The sequence below is a fragment of the Streptomyces sp. Act143 genome, from assembly GCF_003143935.1.
Lineage (GTDB): Bacteria > Actinomycetota > Actinomycetes > Streptomycetales > Streptomycetaceae > Streptomyces.
The window spans coordinates 6196297-6211598 of the sequence record NZ_QFRX01000001.1 but is presented as its reverse complement, the minus strand read 5'-3'; the positions used below and the strand labels follow the sequence as shown (position 1 = coordinate 6211598).

Annotated in this window: 12 protein-coding genes; 7 read left to right on the top strand and 5 right to left on the bottom strand. The window is 70.7% G+C overall.

Going from position 1 to position 15302, the window contains the following annotated elements; all coding sequences use genetic code 11:
* The first annotated feature begins 188 nt into the window (after positions 1-188).
* From DI272_RS28350 to DI272_RS28340, 3 genes are all read left to right on the top strand, one after another.
* Positions 189-1175, top strand: a complete 987-nt coding sequence (locus DI272_RS28350) for a glycosyltransferase family 2 protein (protein WP_109498051.1) — start codon at positions 189-191, stop codon at positions 1173-1175.
* Positions 1175-2509: an alpha-2,8-polysialyltransferase family protein gene (locus DI272_RS28345; RefSeq protein ID WP_109498050.1), complete on the top strand. Its 1335-nt coding sequence runs from the start codon at positions 1175-1177 to the stop codon at positions 2507-2509. Before DI272_RS28350 ends, DI272_RS28345 begins: the two co-directional genes overlap by 1 nt.
* A 138-nt stretch (positions 2510-2647) precedes the next feature.
* Positions 2648-3631, top strand: a complete 984-nt coding sequence (locus tag DI272_RS28340; RefSeq protein ID WP_109498049.1) for a hypothetical protein — start codon at positions 2648-2650, stop codon at positions 3629-3631.
* Positions 3632-3673: 42 nt separating this feature from the next.
* Here DI272_RS28340 and DI272_RS28335 read toward each other — a convergent pair whose 3' ends face one another.
* Positions 3674-5992: a glycosyltransferase gene (locus DI272_RS28335; RefSeq protein WP_109498048.1), complete on the bottom strand. Its 2319-nt coding sequence runs from the start codon at positions 5990-5992 to the stop codon at positions 3674-3676.
* Positions 5989-7452 (bottom strand): glycosyltransferase family 29 protein, encoded by a 1464-nt coding sequence (locus DI272_RS28330; protein ID WP_109498047.1) that lies wholly within the window; start codon positions 7450-7452, stop codon positions 5989-5991. The genes DI272_RS28335 and DI272_RS28330 overlap by 4 nt, the downstream gene beginning before the upstream one ends.
* Before the next feature lie 254 nt (positions 7453-7706).
* Here DI272_RS28330 and DI272_RS28325 point away from each other — a divergent pair, with 254 nt between their 5' ends.
* Both DI272_RS28325 and DI272_RS28320 read left to right on the top strand, forming a co-directional pair.
* On the top strand, positions 7707-8816 hold the full coding sequence (locus DI272_RS28325) for an acyltransferase (protein WP_109501076.1): 1110 nt from the start codon (positions 7707-7709) through the stop codon (positions 8814-8816).
* 65 nt (positions 8817-8881) lie between these two features.
* Positions 8882-9769: a class I SAM-dependent methyltransferase gene (locus DI272_RS28320; protein WP_109498046.1), complete on the top strand. Its 888-nt coding sequence runs from the start codon at positions 8882-8884 to the stop codon at positions 9767-9769.
* Between the two features lie 2 nt (positions 9770-9771).
* Here the strand turns inward: DI272_RS28320 and DI272_RS28315 are convergent, their stop codons facing one another.
* Positions 9772-10416 carry a TetR/AcrR family transcriptional regulator gene (locus DI272_RS28315; RefSeq protein WP_109498045.1) on the bottom strand — a complete coding sequence of 215 codons (645 nt, stop codon included), beginning with the start codon at positions 10414-10416 and terminating at the stop codon, positions 9772-9774.
* A gap of 79 nt (positions 10417-10495) precedes the next feature.
* Between DI272_RS28315 and DI272_RS28310 the strand changes: the two genes are divergently transcribed.
* Positions 10496-11896, top strand: coding sequence for an FAD-dependent oxidoreductase (locus tag DI272_RS28310; protein WP_109498044.1), 1401 nt, complete (start codon positions 10496-10498; stop codon positions 11894-11896).
* Here the strand turns inward: DI272_RS28310 and leuE are convergent.
* Both leuE and DI272_RS28300 read right to left on the bottom strand, forming a co-directional pair.
* A complete protein-coding gene (gene leuE / locus DI272_RS28305) occupies positions 11886-12536 on the bottom strand; it encodes a leucine efflux protein LeuE (protein ID WP_109498043.1) in 651 nt (216 codons plus the stop codon). The two genes, DI272_RS28310 and leuE, sit on opposite strands and share 11 nt — an antisense overlap.
* Before the next feature lie 45 nt (positions 12537-12581).
* Complete coding sequence (locus DI272_RS28300) at positions 12582-14180, bottom strand: methylmalonyl-CoA mutase (RefSeq protein ID WP_109498042.1); 1599 nt, start codon at positions 14178-14180, stop codon at positions 12582-12584.
* 113 nt (positions 14181-14293) lie between these two features.
* Between DI272_RS28300 and DI272_RS28295 the strand changes: the two genes are divergently transcribed.
* Positions 14294-15127, top strand: coding sequence for a L,D-transpeptidase family protein (locus tag DI272_RS28295; RefSeq protein ID WP_258314705.1), 834 nt, complete (start codon positions 14294-14296; stop codon positions 15125-15127).
* Positions 15128-15302: the final 175 nt, after the last annotated feature.

Below are 15302 nucleotides of genomic sequence, written 5' to 3'. Positions count from 1 at the left end.
CTAGGAAGCAATTCCTAGGTATGGCCCAACCGCGAATCAACGAAAAGTTAACAACAGCCCACCGAGAGCCGAACTGGCCCGTGAAAGCGCCGGAAGTACAGGGGATGCACCATTCCGACACATCGAGTTCACCCCCCGTACCTTCGGCGTCAAGTTGCCCAGCCGGGCGGCCTTCTAGCGTTTCTCGGGTGCCAAAGCTTTCCGTGATCGTGCCGTTCTACAACGTGCAGCAATACGCCCCGGACACCCTCAGAAGTCTGCGGCTCAACGCCCGGAGCGACTTCGAGTTCATCCTCGTCGACGACAAATCGAAGGATGAGACGCCCGCTATTCTCGAACGGGCGGCCGAGTCGCTTTCGGACGTCGCGCAGGTGAGATACATCCGTCATGAGAAGAACGGCGGACTCGCCACCGCCCGCAACACCGGGCTCGACGCGGCGACCGGCGAGTACCTCACCTTCCTGGACGGCGACGACTGGCTCGCGCCGGGGTACTTCGCCGACCTGGTGGCGGCGATCGAGGACCTGGGCTGCGACTTCGTCCGCACCGACCATGTGCAGGCGACCGCCCGCGCCCGGTCCGTGCACCGGGCCCCGGTCGGGCTGCGCGGCGCGGTGCTGAACCCGCGTGACGCGATCCTGCCCGCCGACCGGACGACGTCCGTGGACTACGCCTACGCGTGGGCGGGGGCGTACCACCGGCGGCTGCTGGACAGGGGGCTGCTGCACTTCACGGACGGGCTGCGGACCGCCGAGGACCGGCCGTGGATCTGGAAGCTGCACCGCGAGGCGGAGTCGTTCGCCGTGGTGAGCCTGCTGGGCGTGTTCTACCGGCGCGGGGTGGCCTCCTCGCTCACCCAGATCGGCGACGCCCGCCAGCTGGACTTCATCCGCGCCTTCGACCAGGTCATCGAGGAGACGGCCGCCGACCGGGACGCGGACCGGCTGCTGCCCAAGGCGGTGCGCACCTACTGCGCGATCATCGCCCACCACCTGTCCGACGAGTCCAAGTGGGAGCCGGCCGTCGCCAAGGAGCTGCGGGCGCGCAGCGCGGCGGCGATCAAGCGGATGCCGCAGGACATGCTCGGGGACGTACTCGACACGATGGACCTGCGCCGCTCCTCGAAGCTGAGGCGGCTGCGGCGGCGGGTCACCACAGCGAAGGCGGCCGCCTGATGTCCACCCCGACCACGCAGATCTTCTGCGCCTCCACGCTGTACGGGGCGGCGACGCTGGCCGCCGCCATCGACTCCGACCTCTTCGACGAGGCCGAGCGCCGGGTGCTGCTGGTGTTCAACAACTCGGCGACGCCGGAGACCACTTCGCCGCTGGACGAGATGCCGGGCTTCGAGCCCCTCCGGTCCCACTTCGACGCGGTGCTGTCCTGGAACGAGGCCATCCGTCCCTTCCATCCCGGCGCCTGGACCCCGCGTGCCGACGACATCCCGCTCCTCGAGCGCTATCTGCGGCTGCTGTGGGGCCTCGGGGACGACCGGGTGGAGCTGGTCCTGGAGTCCATCCAGGTCACCCCGGCGCTGACCGTGGCGCAGCTGTTCACCGGCGCCCCCGTGCACGTCTACGCGGACGGCCTGATGAGTTACGGCCCCACCCGCAACAAGCTCGACCCGCTGGTCGGCACCCGGGTGCGCCGTCTGCTCCACCTCGACCTCGTGCCGGGGCTGACGCCCCTGCTGCTCACCGAGTTCGACGTGCCCGCGCAGGTGGTGCCCACGGGCGCCTTCCTGAAGGTGCTGAGCGAACTCGCCGAGACGGTTGCCGGGTTGCCGTTGCTGCCGGACAACTCGGCGCTGCTGCTGGGCCAGTACCTGTCCGCGCTGAACATCCTCTCCGCGCAGGAGGAGGAGGCCCTGCACGTGCGGATGCTGCGCGGCGCGGTCGAGCGCGGGCACCGCTCGGTCGTCTTCAAGCCGCACCCCACGGCGCCGGCCCGCTTCAGCCGCGCCCTGGAGACCGAGGCGGAGAAGCTGGGCGTCGATCTCACCGTCCTCGACACGCCCGTCCTCGCCGAGGTGCTGTTCGAGAAGGCCCGCCCCGCACTGGTCGTCGGCTGCTTCTCCACGGCCCTGTTCACGGCCACCGAGTTCTACGGCCTCCCGGTCGCCCGCGTCGGCACCGAACCCCTGCTGGACCGGCTGACCCCGTACCAGAACAGCAACCGCGTTCCGGCGGTGCTGGCGGACGCGGTGCTGCCGGACCTGGAGCAGCGTGGCGGCGAAGAGCCTCTGCCCGCGGCGGAGTTGACCGATCTGGTCGCTGCGGTCGGCTTCACCATGCAGGACCGCATCTACCCGGCCCGGCGCGCGACGGCGGAGAGGTACCTCGCCGAGCACCTGCGCCCCCGCACCCGGCGCTACTTCAAGAAGAAGCGCCTCACCTCCCTGGGCCTGCCCGGCGGCATCCCGGAGCGGCTGGCGTTCCTGCCGCACAACTCGACGGCGCGCAGGGTGGTGCGCCGGGCGAAGGCGCTGAAGAAGGCCGTGAAGCGCTGAGCGAATCAGACATGAACTACCCGCAAAGGGCATGGAAATAGAGCCCCATCATCGAGTTACTCCGTTGATTCAATGGTGAAGCGGTGTTCGAGGTCCCTAGGATCACGGGCACCGCTATCCGAATCCCGTGAGGCTCTCATGACGAAGCTCGGCCGGCTCTACTCCCTCTTCGACAGCGTCGAGCTGCCGGAGGACCTGCCCTACACCCAGTGCAGCACCTGGGAGCTGCAGTTCCTGTACCTGGTCGGCCGCCACCACCTCACCGGCCAGGGGCAGATCGTCGAACTCGGCTCCGGAGGCGGCGGGTCGACGTACGCCCTCGCGCTCGGCCTGCACGAGAGCCCGGTGTTCGACGAGCGGACGGGACGGCTGCACGCGTACGACTTCTTCCGTGTCGGCAAGGGCACGTTCGCGTCGGAGAAGTTCTTCGACTCCGGCCGCAGGCCGGCCGACGACGATTCCTTCCTGGACGACTTCAAGCGCCGTCTCGGCCCCTTCCTGCCCTTCGTGGAGATCCACGCGGGCGACCTCTGGCAGACCTCGGACCCCGAGGACACCACCCCGGTGGAGTTCCTGCACATCGACATCGCCAAGACGGCCCGGGTCTTCCGGTGCGTCTCGGAGCGGTTCCTGAGCCGGATGCGGGTCGGCACGGTCGTGCTCCACCAGGACTTCGCCGGGCCCCGGCTGCCGTGGCTGCACCACAGCACGGGCGCGCTGCTGCCGTACATCGAGATCGCGGGCCCGCCGATCCGCTCCACGCTGGCCTTCGAGGTGGTGAAGCCGGTCCCGGCGGACGTTCTCAGGCGGATCACCGAGGACGACTACACCGTGGACGAGAAGCTGAAGCTGATCTCCGCCGTCCAGGAGCGGATCGACCGCGACCACACCGACGGCATCCCCTTCAAGTCCGTCCTGGAACTGTCCAAGGCGTATGTCGCCCACTACGACGGTCAGCACAGGCGCGCCTGGTCGATCGCCAAGCCGCTCCAGTCGGACGCGTATCTGAGCCGGACCCGCGCGGATCACTTCGAGCAGCTGCGGAAGGCGTACGACAAGGAGCGGACGGAGAGCGGCTCCAAGCTCGGCCGGCTGCTCCACAAGGCCGTCGGGCGCCCGTGACGAAAGGTGCGGGCCCCCTGTGCCGTGGGGGCCCGCGGTCTCTCAGCTCCCCAGGATCACCCGCAGATCCGCCGCGTTCGCCTCGGTGACCTTCCACAGCTCCTGCTGGCGCCCGTGGACGTCGGCGACCGTCTTGGCGTGGTCGGCGAGGAGGTCCTTCGCGCGCTCCACGAGGTGGGCGGCGAGGTGCCGGTCGTGGACCGAGACGCCCCACTCCGGGCGCTCGATGTCCCGCAGGAAGTAAGCCATCTTCGGGTGCGAGATCAGGCTGATGATCGGCGTGCCGACGCCGAAGGGGATCATGCCGGCGTGGCCGCGCATGCCGATGACCAGCTTGGTGCGGGCGTACAGGTCGCGGATCTCGTCGTTCTCGAAGTCGTACATCGGGATGACGGGCATCGAGATGCCGTGCTCGCGGCGCAGGTCGAAGGCGATCTTCTCGTCGTCGAGCGAGTGCGCCACGCACTTCACCTCGCCCAGCGCCGCCAAGTCCCTTACGGCCTGGGCCATTTGGGCGAGGAAGTAGGCGTAGTCGTGTCCGAAGCGCAGGCCCGCGCGGTCGTAGGCGGCGTTGATCAGGATCGTGTCGTCCCGCTCTGCCGGGTCCTGCCAGCCCGCCACCAGTTGGCGCATGACCGTGGTGGGGCAGGGCTGGAAGCGGACCTTGTCGTGCAGGTGCGACGGCAGCATCGCCCGGACCTTCTCGATCGAGCCGTGGTTGCGCAGGCCGAAGAAGGCGGAGCGCTCGACGAGCTGGAGGAGCGACTCGCGGAAGCGGTGGGCGCGGTACGACTGGCCGTCGAAGGCGTTGAAGCCGACGGCGAAGACCGCGATCGGGACGTCGATCCGGTTCAGCAGCGCGTCCGGGACGTTCCACTGCCAGGCGCTGTTGCCGTTGGGCATGGTGTCCGGGATGAAGAGCCCGCCACCGCCGATGACCAGGCCGCGGCGGGCGTTGACGCGCTCCAGGGCCGCCTCGTCGAAGAGGCGGTGGGCGTGGACGGAGTGCCAGCGCCGGGACGTGGTGTCCGGGCCGAAGGCGAGGCGGACGGTCTCCGGGAGGAGCTTGTCGCCCGCGTTGCCCTGCCGGTCCATGTAGAAGGCGACGTGGGCGAGCTGGTCGTCGGCGCTGCCCCGTTCCTGGGAGGGCACGGCGGCGGCCCGCTGGGCCCACAGGCGGCTCGGGCGGTGCGTCGGGTCGACGGTGAGGCCGGCGGTGGCGTACCGCAGTGCCTCGGTGTTGTCGCCGTGCACCCAGGCCAGCTGGGCGAGCCGGGCGTAGGCGGTGGCGGCCCGGTTGGGGGCGGCGGTGGCGAGCAGCAGCCGGGCCCTGGCCTCCTCGTAGCGGGAGACGCTCATCAGGGCGTGGCCGAGGACCTCGTGCGGCCAGGCCTCGTCGAGGGGGATGCGGACACCGGAGAGGATGTCGACGGCGTCCTGGTAGCCGCCGTTCGCGATGTGCGCGGCGGCGACCTTGCGGGCCACCTCGACGTCGCCGGTGCGCTTCACGTGCGGGGTGCCGAGGTGGACGACCAGGTCGTGGTGGAGGCCGCCGGCGGACTCCAGGTAGGCCGCCTGGAACTCGGCGTCGGTCAGCTCGTACTCGCGCCACTTGTCCTCGGCCTGGCTGTACCCGGCCTCACCGCCCTGCCACGGCTTGTGGCGGCCGGTGAAGTGCAGGATCGCGGTGTCGTCCGGGACGGGCAGGTCGCCCGACAGCCGCCGCTTGACGAAGTTGTAGCGCGGGTCGAGGCGGATGAAGTCGCCGTCGAGGACGGCGTTGAGGATGCCCTGGTCGTGCTTGTCGAGCTCGTAGTCGCCGGAGCGCCCGCACTGGTCGAGCCGGGCGCAGAACTCGTCGCTGAGGTACTCGCGCTGGATGACCAGGAGTCCGGAGTTGAGCTTGTGCTGCCCGTAGAAGAACTGCGGTACGGCCGCCAGCCCCTCGCGCAGTTCGAGGAGTTCGCGCAGATCGCCGAGGACGACCATGTCGGTGTCCAGGGTGATGACGGTGTCGTACTCGCGGATGCGGAACACATCCAGGATGAAGTACGCCTTGCGGACCAGGTAGTTGTCCTGGTCGCCCTTCTTGTACGCGTCGTAGTGCGTGTCGTCGACGCGCTTGAGGACGATCCGCGGATGCAGGGCGCGGATGCGGGCGATCGAGCCGGGGCGCAGGTCGTCGTAGAGGACGACGAAGTCCTCGCACACACCCGGGTTGGACAGGGCGAGGCTCCTGAGCAGGGTCAGGAAGCCGGGCAGGTAGTTCTCGTCGACGTAGGACGCGAAGGCGATGCGGCGCTTGCCGGTGAGGGCGTGGGCGTCGGTGACGGGGGCGGCGGTCAGGGTGTTCGTGGTCATCGCAGGGAGATCCTCAGGTCGGTCACGCTCTGGGCCCGCTGCATGACCCATGCCTTCTCGCTGGTGTATTCGTGCACGGACGTGATCGCGAGCTTCATGGCCTCCTGGACGCGGTAGGCGCCGCTCTCGTAGAAGTCGAAGCCGATCAGGTCGAGGGTCGGGCTGACGTCCAGGAAGTCCAGCAGGTACAGCATGTTGAAGCCGGTGGTGGGGATGCCGGACCAGACGTCGGTGCCGAGCTTGCCGATGTTGCGCACCGGCCAGCGCAGCGATTCGTCTCCCAGGAAGGTCTGGGCGCCGGGGACGAGGCGGTTGCGCAGGGAGTACTTCCAGTCGCCGGAGATGCCGCCGAACACCAGCCGGGTGTCGACCCGCTGGTCCCAGTTGAAGCCGTGCTTGTGGATGGTGGCGTGGATGTCGGTGCGGCTGCCGGTGTGCTTCGGGTCGATCCGGTACGAGTTGAAGCGGACGACGAGGTCGTACGCGTCGATCTCGGCGCCCATCGAACTGGCCCCGACCCGACCGGAGTTGGCGATCAGGCAGATCGACTTGCCGGCGATCCGGTTGCGGAACTCGCCGAGGCTGATCCACTGCACGCCGCCGACGGTGGGGTCGGCGACGGGGCCGCGCATGCGGTTGCGGCGCTGCTCGGCGTAGAGGGCGAGGGCCTCGGTGAGGGCGGGCAGGTCGGTCGACTCGGTGGTCCGCAGGTCCAGGTACTGGCTGAGGAGTTCCTGCCGGTCGGCGACCGGGGCGTCCTCGGCGGCCAGGGCGAGGAGCGCTCCCACGAGGCGCGGCTCGGCCTCGGTCCAGTCCCCGACGGCGTGCGCGGCGAGGCCCTCGGCCCAGACGTCGGTGGCGGCGCGGCGGGTGAACTCCTCGGCGCGCGGGTTCTGCCGCCGCAGCAGGGCGAGCAGCTCGCGCTCCTTCTCGGCGGCGACGCGCAGACCGGCGATCCGGGCGCGGACGCCGAACCCGTCGTCGTCGGTGAGGGCGAGGTACTTGTCGTACGCCTCGACGGCCTCGGCCTCGTCGCCGAGGGTCTCCAGGAGCCGGGCGCGCAGCCGCCAGCCGGCGCGGGAGTTCTTGCGCTGGGCGAGGACGGTGTCGCTGATGACGAGGGCGAGGTTCAACTCGTCGTCGTAGCCGCACTCCAACGCCTTGTTGGCGACGGCGAGGAGGGCGTCGAGCAGTTCGTTGGGGATGCCGTTCGACGGCGTGGCCGCGCCCTTCACGGCCCGCTTGAGCAGGGCGGTGGCGCCGCTCGCCGGGGTGGCCGCGGGCGCTGCGGCGCCGGAGGTGCCCCATACGACGAGGAGTTTGCGCAACTGCTCGGCGAGCTCGACGCGTCGGCGGTCGACGCTGCCGACGAGCTTGCCGCTGTGCACCGCGCAGGCGCGCAGGCAGTCGTCCAGTTCCCCTCCACGCGCCCGTGCACGTCTCTTCTGGACCGTCGTCATGGCACTCCCGTTTTTCTCTCGGACCTCTTACCGAATCCGAGGCGAGTTCTTGGGTTTACGGCTGCGTGGGGGGATTCCGGGGAAATTTAGGAATCCAAAACGACATCCAGGTGAACTCACCGGGGCCGGACGGCTAATCGTTGGGTCGTCAACCAAGACATCCCTGTGATTCGGACTAATGTGCCTGTGTGCACCCGTAGGAACGGCGCAGAACACCGCAGAAACAGCTTGTCGAGGGGATATCCGTGACCACGATGACGGTCCGCCAGGTGACCGGGACACCCCGGCGGCCGGAACGGGCGGCGCCCCGCGGGACCCGGCTGCGCGCCCTGGACGGACTGCGCCTGGTGGCCGCGCTGATGGTGGCCGCGTACCACTACGGCGGCCGGGGCGGGGATGTCACGGCGGCCTGGGGAAGTTCCCCGAAGGACCAGTTCCCGACGCTGCACCAGTATTTCTCGTACGGCTGTCTCGGCGTCCAGGTCTTTTTCGTGATCAGCGGATTCGTGATCTGCATGAGCGGCTGGGGCAGGCCCCTGAAGTCGTTCTTCGCGTCCCGCGCGTCCCGCCTGCTGCCCGCGTACTGGGCGGCGGTCGTGCTCGTCACCGCCGTCTTCGCCCTGCCGATGGTGGCGTACCGGACGGTCTCGCCGAGCGACGCGCTGGTGAACCTGACGATGCTCCAGCAGCCGCTCGGCGTGGACCGGGTGCTGGGGGTGTGCTGGACGCTGTGGTCGGAGGTCCGCTTCTACGCCCTGTTCGCGCTCTGCGTCGTGCTGCCCGGTGCCTCGCGCCGCCGGGTGATCCTGTTCTGCGCGGGCTGGACGCTGGCGGCGGCGATCACGCAGGCCGCGCACCAGCCGCTGCTCGACGTCGTGCTGATGCCCGAGTACGCGCCCTTCTTCATCGGCGGTGTCGGCCTCTACCTCGTCCACCGCGACCGGCGGGACGTGTACGCGTGGGGCATCGTCGGGGTCAGCTTCCTCATCGGCCAGCACTACGCGGTGCGCGGCCTGTGGAACGCCGGCGACCCGAACGCGTTCGCCCACCGCTCCTCCGCCGGGATCGTCCTCGTGGTCGCCCTCGGCTTCCTCGCGGTCGCGGCGATCGCGCTGGGCTGGCTCGACTGGGCGAACTGGCGCTGGCTGACCGTGGCCGGGGCGCTGACGTACCCCTTCTACCTGGTCCACGAGCACCTCGGCTGGGTGGTGATCCACGCCCTGCACATCGGGCTCGGGCTGCCGTCGGCGGCGGCCTTCGGCCTGACGGTCGTGGCGATGCTGGTGCTGGCCTGGCTGCTGAACCGGTACGTGGAGAGGCCGCTCACGCCGAGGCTGCGCGCGGCGCTGGCCAAGGCCCGCTGAGGTTTGTTCATCCGGCGTTCCGCTGCGGGCCAGTTTGCCGGGCGCCCAGCGAGCAGGAATGTCTCATGGCAAACCCACAGCAGACGTACACGTACCCCGGCGAACTCAGCGACGTGCCCGGCTGGTTCCCGCCGCTCGACCAGATGCTGTTCACCTGGTTCCTCGACCGCCAGCGGGCGCGGGGCCTCCAGGGCGACCTGCTGGAGCTGGGCGCCTACCTGGGCAAGAGCGCGATCCTGCTCGGCCGGCACCGGCGCGGCGACGAGCGGTTCACGGTCTGCGACCTGTTCGGCGGGGAGGCGCCGGACGGGGCGAACAGGGCCGAGACGGCGAAGTCGTACGGCTCCCTGACCCGGCGGGCGTTCGAGCGCAACTACCTCTCCTTCCACGACGAGCTGCCTCGCGTGATCGAGGCGCCCAGCTCGGTGGTCCCGTCCGAGGTCGCCCCGCGGAGCTGCCGGTTCGTGCACATCGACGCCTCGCACCTGTACGAGCACGTCCGCGACGACATCGGCGCGGCACGGGAGTTGCTGGTTCCCGACGGGATCGTGGTCCTCGACGACTTCCGCTCCGAGCACACGCCGGGGGTGTCGGTGGCGGTGTGGGAGGCGGTGCTGAACCGGGGGTTGCGGCCGGTATGCCTCAGCACGCAGAAGCTGTACGGGACGTGGGGCGACCCCGGGGCGGTGCAGGAGGAGCTGCTGGAGATGCTCAGGGGGCGGGCGGACTGCGGGCTGAGCGTGCAGGAGGCGGCGGGGCACCGGCTGGTGCGGGCGCGCGCGAAGGGGATGCGGCCGGTGGAGTTCCCGAAGTCACGGCATTACGTGGAGCCGGCACCGGAGCCGGCCCCCGCACCGGCGCGTCGCCGGTCGCCCGTCCGCCGGGTCGCGGTGGACCTGCTGCCGCCGATCGTCACCCGGGCGGTGCGCCGCACGCTGGCGAGCCGGGCCTGAGATCAGCGGTACCGGGCCTCGATGCCCGCGACGACGACGGCCAGCCCCTCCTCGAAGTGCGCGTCGAAGTCCGTGAAGATCTCCCTCCCCGCCGCGGCCGACAGGGGGAAGTCGGCCATGCGGCGGGCCCGTTCCTCGACGTCGTACCCTTCCCTGCGCTCACCCGGCAGCGGCTCCACGCCCTGCTCCTCGATGACGAAGCCGAGGGTGTAGGCGTACGTCGTCGAGGTCGCGCGGACCGCCTGGGCGAGTGTGAAGCCCGCGGTCGTGAACAGGCGCAGGTTGTCCTCCATCGCCTCCACGTGCACGAGGCTCGTGAAGCGTGAGCCGCTGAAGACCTTGGCGCCGTCGCGGTAGCCGAGCAGGGCGGCGCGCAGTCCGCGGTTGGACTTCAGCAGCCGCTCCTGCCAGGTGTCGCCGGGATCCAGTGCGGTCCCGGCGATCATCCGGCGGTACATCTCCGTCGCCATCTCGTCGAGCAGCGCCTGCTTGTCCTTGAAGTGCCAGTACAGGGCGGGCGCCTTGACGTCGAGCTCGTTGGCGATGGCACGCAGGGTCAGGCCGTCCAGGCCCAGTTCGTTCAGCAGCTTCAGGGCGGTCTCGGCGACCCGTTTCCGGCCGAGGGGCGCGCGGCGTTCCGTACTCACGCTTGACACCTTAACAGCGTTAAGGGCACGCTCGTGGACGACGGCACTTAACGGCGTTAAGGAGAAGGAGAGTGGTCGTATGCGCACCGACGTCCTGATCGTGGGCGCGGGACCCACCGGCCTCGCCCTCGGGATCGACCTCGCGCGGCGCGGCGTGGACGCGCTGGTGGTGGAGAAGGCCGCGGCCCTCTTCCCGGGCTCGCGCGGCAAGGGCCTCCAGCCGCGCACGCTGGAGGTCTTCGACGACCTGGGCGTGCTGGACGCGATCCGCGCGATGGGCGGCCGCATTCCGGTCGGGATGATCTGGCAGGACGGCCAGCGGATGGGCGAGCACCAGATGTTCGACCCGGTGGAGGTGACGGAGGACTCCCCCTACGCCGAGCCGTGGATGGTGCCGCAGTGGCGGACGCAGGAGATCCTGCGGGACCGGCTGACCGAGCTGGGCGGACGGATCGTCTTCGGCCGCGAGGTCACCGGACTCACGCAGGACGCGGACGGGGTCACCGCGCACTGCGCGGACGGCCCCGACATCCGCGCCCGGTACGCCGTCGCCGCCGACGGCGGCCGCTCGGCGGTGCGGCGGGCCCTGGGCATCGCCATGACCGGCGAGCCGGTCGACCCGAACCCGATGCTGGTCGCCGACGTACGGCTGACCGGCCTCGACCGCGACAACTGGCACATTTTCCCGCCGCGCGGGGACGGCGACGGCTTCCTCGCGATCTGCCCGCTGGCCGGGACAGGGGAATTCCAGGTCGTGGCCCAGTTCCCGGAGGGCGCGGCCGTGGACGTCTCCCCCGACGGCGTCCGCAAGGTCGTCGCCGACCGCTCGCACCTCGCTCCGGGCGCCGTGACGGAGGTCCGCTGGGCCTCGGACTTCCGGCCCCGGCAGGCCCTCGCCGACCGCTTCCGCTCCGGGCGCGTCCTCCTCGCCGGGGATGCGGCCCACATCCACTCACCGGCCGGCGGACAGGGCCTGAACACCAGCGTCCAGGACGCCTACAACCTGGGCTGGAAGCTGGGCGCGGTGCTGGCGGAGGGCGCCGCGGAGGCCCTGCTCGACACCTACGAGGAGGAGCGCCGCCCCGTCGCCGCGCAGATGCTCGACCTGACGACCAGCGTGCACCGCGGCGAGACCCGCCGCGGCGCGGCGACCCGCCAACTGGGCCTGGGATACCGCGACTCGTCGCTGGCGGAGGAGACCCGGACGGCACCCGGCCCGGTGCGGGCGGGCGACCGCGCGCCCGACGGCACACTGGGCGGCGTACGGCTCTTCGACGCGTTCCGGGGGCCGCACTGGACCCTCCTGGCAGTGGCCGCCGAAGCGCCGGCGGGGCTGCCGGAGTCGGTGCGGGTGGTCGCCGGGGAGGAGCAGGCGTCGTACGGGCAGGGCCTGTTCCTGGTGCGCCCGGACGGCTATGTGGGCTGGGCGGGCGAGAACCCGGAGGGGGCGGCGAAGTACCTGGCCCGCGTCACGCGCTAGCCAGCGACAGCTTCACCGCGAACCCGAGGAACAGCGCCCCCGCGGCCGAGGTGGCCCCCGCCGACAGCCGCTTCCGCCTGCGGAACGCGTCCGCCAGCCGGGTCCCGCTGAATATCAGCGCGCTCAGGTAGAGGAAGCTGGCCGCCTGCGCGAACGCTCCCAGCACCACGAAGGACAGCGCCGGATACGCGTACCCGGGATCGACGAACTGCACGAAGAAGGCGACGAAGAAGAGGATCGCCTTGGGGTTGAAGAGGCTGATCACGAGGGCCCGGCGGTAGGGCCGCTCATAGGTGCCCCCCTCGGGCGCCGCCCCGGCCGCCGCGGTCTCCTTGCGCGACCGCCACATCCCCCACGCGGCCCGCAGCATCCCGACCGCCAGCCAGGTCAGATACCCGGCGCCCGCGTACTTCACGATCCCGAACAGCACGGCGTTGGCCTGGAGGAGGGACGCCACCCCGGCCGCCGACAGGGTCATCAGCACGGTGTCCCCGCACCACACGCCCGCCGCGGCGGTGTACCCGGCCCGCACCCCGCGCCGGGCGGCGACGGAGAGGACGTACAGCGAGTTGGGACCGGGCAGGAGGACGATCAGGACGAGTCCTGCCAAGTAGGTGGGAAGGTCGATGACACCGAACATGGGAAGGAGTGTCGCACGAAGGTACGACAGCCTTGCCCCCTCGTCTCAGAACGCGTCCGACGGGACGTACGTCCCCCACACCTCCCGCAGCGCGTTGCACACCTCGCCCACCGTCGCCCGCGCCCGCAGCGCCTCCCGCATCGGGTACAGGACGTTGTCCTCCCCCTCGGCCGCCTTGCGCAGGGCGTCGAGGGCCGAGGCCACCGCCGGCGCGTCGCGTTCCGCCCGCAGCCGCGCCAGCCGCTCGGCCTGCCGGGCCTCGATCGCGGGGTCCACCCGCAGCGGCTCGTACGGCTCCTCCTCGTCGAGCCGGAAGCGGTTGACGCCGACCACGACCCGGTCACCCGCGTCCGTCTCCTGGGCGATCCGGTAGGCACTGCGTTCGATCTCGTTCTTCTGGAAGCCGTGCTCGATGGCCGCCACCGCACCGCCGAGGTCCTCGACCCGGCGCATCAGCTCGACGGCCGCGGCCTCCACGTCGTCGGTCATCCGCTCGACGACGTACGAACCGGCGAAGGGGTCCACGGTGGCGGTGACGTCCGTCTCGTACGCCAGGACCTGCTGCGTGCGCAGCGCCAGCCGCGCGCTCTTGTCGGTCGGCAGGGCGATCGCCTCGTCGAAGGAGTTGGTGTGCAGGGACTGGGTGCCGCCCAGCACCGCGGCCAGGGCCTGGACCCCGACCCGGACCAGGTTCACCTCCGGCTGCTGGGCGGTGAGCTGGACGCCGGCCGTCTGGGTGTGGAAGCGCAGCATCTGCGACTTGGGGTCGCGGGCGCCGAACTCGTCCCGCATCACCCGGGCCCAGATGCGCCGGGCGGCACGGAACTTGGCGACCTCCTCAAGGATCGTCGTACGGGCCACGAAGAAGAAGGAGAGGCGGGGGGCGAAGTCGTCGACGTCCATGCCCGCGGCGACCGCCGTACGGACGTACTCGATGCCGTCGGCGAGCGTGAACGCGATCTCCTGGGCGGGGGACGCGCCCGCCTCGGCCATGTGGTAGCCGGAGATCGAGATCGTGTTCCACCGCGGGATCTCGGCCCGGCAGTACCTGAAGATGTCGGCGGTCAGCCGCAGCGAGGGCTTCGGCGGGAAGATGTACGTGCCCCGCGCGATGTACTCCTTCAGGACGTCGTTCTGGATCGTGCCCGTGAGCCGGTCGGCCGGTACGCCCTGCTCCTCGGCCACCAGTTGGTAGAGGAGCAGGAGCAGCGCCGCGGGGGCGTTGATCGTCATCGACGTGGAGACCTGGTCCAGCGGAATCCCGTCGAACAGCACCCGCATGTCGTCGACCGAGTCGATCGCCACCCCCACCTTGCCGACCTCACCGTGCGCGAGGGGGGCGTCGGAGTCGTGGCCCATCTGGGTGGGGAGGTCGAAGGCGACGGAGAGGCCGGTCGTGCCGTGGGCGATGAGCTGCCGGTAGCGGGCGTTGGACTCGGTCGCCGTGCCGAAGCCGGCGTACTGGCGCATGGTCCAGGGGCGCCCTGTGTACATGGTCGGGTACACGCCCCGGGTGAAGGGGTAGGCACCCGGTTCGCCCAGCTTCTCCGCCGGGTCCCAGCCCTCCTGGGTCCCGGGTCCGTAGACCGGTTCGATGGGCAGCCCGCTCTCGGTACGTCGCATACGGCCCGACTCGCCCGCCATGGTGTGCCGCCTCCCGTCGCTGGGGTACTGGTCCCCACAATGCCGCGCCGTTCGCGACGAGTCATCCGCGGGAAGGCATCAGCCGTGGCAGGGTGAGACGACGGGGGGTCGCGATGCGTATCGAGGGCATGGGGAGAGTGGTCGCCGCGCTGGTGGTCGTGGCCGTCGTGGGCGGCTGCACCGTACAGGCGGCGGACGACGACGGGAAGGGCCGCTCACCGGTACGGATCGACCTGCCGGACGACAGCGCCTCGCCCGCGCCGCGCGAGAAGTCGCCCGGGACCGGCTCCCCGCGGCCGTCCGACGGCGCCCCGGCCGAGGTGCTCTGGTCCCCCGGCGACACCGGGCGGGACATCCGTGAGCTCCAGGCCCGGCTGCGGCAGGTCGCCTGGATCTTCGAGGGGCCGACGGGGACGTACGACGACGCGACCGTGGCGGCGGTGAAGGGCTTCCAGGGCAAGCGCGGGCTGCCGCAGACCGGCGAGACCGACGCCGTCACCTGGCAGCGGCTGCGGAGGATGACGCACGAGCCGGGCAAGTGGGAGCTGTATCTGATGGGCGGGCAGCCCGCCGACGCGCCGGACGCGCGGTGCATGACCGGGCGGGTGCTGTGCATCAGCAAGTCCAGCCGCACCTTGCGCTGGATGGTGGACGGCAGGACGCTGAAGACCCTGCCGGTGCGGTTCGGGTCCGACTACACCCCCACCCGGGAAGGCGTCTTCCACGTCTACTGGAAGTCCCGCGACCACTACTCGACGCTCTACGACTCGCCGATGCCGTACGCGATGTTCTTCAGCGGGGGCCAGGCCGTGCACTACTCCACGGACTTCGCGGCCCGTGGCTACGGCGGCGCCTCGCACGGCTGCGTGAACGTACGGGACGAGGCGGCGATCGCGGAGCTCTTCGACGAGGTGCGCGACGGCGACAAGGTCGTCGTGCACTGGTGACCCGCGGGGACTGAGTGTGGGGCGCGGGCGGGACCGGGGGAACGTGTCCCGCCCGCGCCAGATGCACGAGCCGTAGGTACGGGGGGAACCCCGGCTCTGTGCGACGGCCGATGACCAGTCGGCTCACCTAGTACTGCGCCGCCGGGGCCGAAAACGTCACACCACCCGGGAAAAA

Excerpts from the sequence above, each read along its gene's own strand:
- DI272_RS28310 (WP_109498044.1), top strand. The coding sequence starts at position 10,496 with ATGCGCACCGACGTCCTGATCGTGGGCGCGGGACCCACCGGCCTCGCC.
- DI272_RS28325 (WP_109501076.1), top strand. The coding sequence starts at position 7,707 with ATGACGGTCCGCCAGGTGACCGGGACACCCCGGCGGCCGGAACGGGCG.
- DI272_RS28335 (WP_109498048.1), bottom strand. The coding sequence starts at position 5,992 with ATGACCACGAACACCCTGACCGCCGCCCCCGTCACCGACGCCCACGCC.
- leuE (WP_109498043.1), bottom strand. The coding sequence starts at position 12,536 with ATGTTCGGTGTCATCGACCTTCCCACCTACTTGGCAGGACTCGTCCTG.
- DI272_RS28300 (WP_109498042.1), bottom strand. The coding sequence starts at position 14,180 with ATGGCGGGCGAGTCGGGCCGTATGCGACGTACCGAGAGCGGGCTGCCC.
- DI272_RS28330 (WP_109498047.1), bottom strand. The coding sequence starts at position 7,452 with ATGACGACGGTCCAGAAGAGACGTGCACGGGCGCGTGGAGGGGAACTG.
- DI272_RS28340 (WP_109498049.1), top strand. The coding sequence starts at position 2,648 with ATGACGAAGCTCGGCCGGCTCTACTCCCTCTTCGACAGCGTCGAGCTG.
- DI272_RS28345 (WP_109498050.1), top strand. The coding sequence starts at position 1,175 with ATGTCCACCCCGACCACGCAGATCTTCTGCGCCTCCACGCTGTACGGG.
- DI272_RS28295 (WP_258314705.1), top strand. The coding sequence starts at position 14,294 with ATGCGTATCGAGGGCATGGGGAGAGTGGTCGCCGCGCTGGTGGTCGTG.
- DI272_RS28320 (WP_109498046.1), top strand. The coding sequence starts at position 8,882 with ATGGCAAACCCACAGCAGACGTACACGTACCCCGGCGAACTCAGCGAC.